The sequence below is a fragment of the Azospirillum sp. B506 genome, assembly GCF_000333595.1.
Lineage (GTDB): Bacteria > Pseudomonadota > Alphaproteobacteria > Azospirillales > Azospirillaceae > Azospirillum.
Map to the genome: position 1 here is coordinate 1 of NZ_BADK01000773.1, position 1,583 is coordinate 1,583.

Annotated in this window: 2 protein-coding genes and 1 pseudogene; all 3 read right to left on the reverse strand. The window is 65.1% G+C overall.

The features are described from left to right. The coding region (locus I71_RS41105; protein ID WP_148294357.1) for a HEPN domain-containing protein at positions 1–278 on the reverse strand (278 nt) is incomplete at its 3' end. Between the two features lie 82 nt (positions 279–360). Further along, a pseudogene (locus I71_RS41110) lies at positions 361–600 on the reverse strand (nucleotidyltransferase domain-containing protein); the annotation flags it as partial. 69 nt (positions 601–669) lie between these two features. Then, positions 670–1,583: vitamin B12 dependent-methionine synthase activation domain-containing protein (locus tag I71_RS24225; protein ID WP_042699600.1), on the reverse strand; the 914-nt coding region annotated here is incomplete at its 5' end.

Sequence of the window (1,583 nt, forward strand, 5' to 3'; positions counted from 1 at the left end):
GGCGTGCTGATGAATGTGGTGAGATGAGCCAGTGCGGCTATGCGCTGGGTGACTTGATGACCGGTTGGAAATCGGCCAACCAGGCTGTCGATGTCGTGGGTCTTCGGCGGCATCGTGCCGGCTGCCACAAGCAGGGTCTTGGCAAGCTTCTCGACCGCCTGCTGGCAGTGGTAGGCCGCCATTTGTGGTTCCGGCTCGGGACCATAAAGGTTGTTGCGGATCGCCTTCACATCGCGCTCCACAACGGACAGCCATGCCTGAACTTCCCTGGGCGCCATAGGCCCGGAGTCCCCGGCGCTTGACCTCGTAGCTCAACGTGCCGACGACGTCCTTGGACGCTTCGTAATTGGCGCGTGTACAGGGAATGATGTCGGCCGGAATGCCGGTGCCGATCTTGGACGCATAGGCATAGCGGATCGACCGCCGTTCCTTCGGTGCATCGTCCGGAACGATCACCAGCAGGTCGTAATCGCTGTCCTCGTCGAAATCGCCACGCGCCCGGCTGCCGAACAGGTAGACGGCCTCAGGCTCCAGGGCCGGGACGATCCGGTCCAGCAGGATTTGCAGCTTCTCGTCGTTCCGCGCGTCGACCACAGCCATCGGGGTCCTCCGCCGCCCATCCTAACACGGAACGGGCGGCGGAGAGCACCATGGCTCAAACAGGGGACTTCACACCGAGAAATACTTGGCCCGCGGGTGGTGCAGGACGATGGCGGAGGTGCTCTGCTCCGGATGGAGCTGGTCCTCGTCCGACATCTCGATGCCGATGCGGCCGGCGTCCAGCAGCTTCAGCAGCTGTTCCTGATCCTTCAGGTTCGGGCAGGCCGGGTAGCCGAAGCTGTAGCGGCTGCCGCGATAGGACTGCTGCAACAGCTTCTCCTTGTCGCGGCTGTCCTCGGCACCATAGCCAAGCTCCGCCCGGATGCGGGCGTGGACATACTCCGCCATCGCCTCGGTCATCTCCACCGACAGGCCATGCAGGTAGAGATAATCCTGGTAGCGGTTCTCGGCGAACCATTCGCGCGCCACCTCGGCGCAATGCTGGCCCATGGTGACGACCTGGAGGCCGATCACATCCCGTTCCGGATCGGTCACATCGCGCAGGAAGTCGGCGATGCATTCGCCATCCTCCTTGGCCTGACGCGGCAGCGAGAAGCGGGCGGCCTCAGTGGTGCCGTCCTCCTCGAACAGGATGACGTCGTTGCCGTCGGCCGCCGCCTTCCAATAGCCGTAGACGGCGGTCGGGCGCAGGATCTCCTCCTTCGCCGCGATCCGGAGGATGCGGTCGAGCACCGGCCGCAACTCCTTCTTCGCCCACTCCTTGAACTCCTCGAAGGACTTGCCGTCCTTCCGGTAGCCCCATTGCAGCTGGTAAAGCATCCGCTCGTTCAGGTAGGTGACCAGAGTCTTCAGCGGCACATGGTCGATCAGCTTCGGCCCCCAGAAGGGCGGGGTCGGCACCGGCACGCCCTCGGCCAGCCGGTGGCGGCGGGCGCGGACGGCATCCTTGTCCACCGGGCCGATGGCGGCGCTGGTCGCCTGCCCCAGCACGCGGCGGCGGTTGGTCGCCTTGCCGGCGCGCT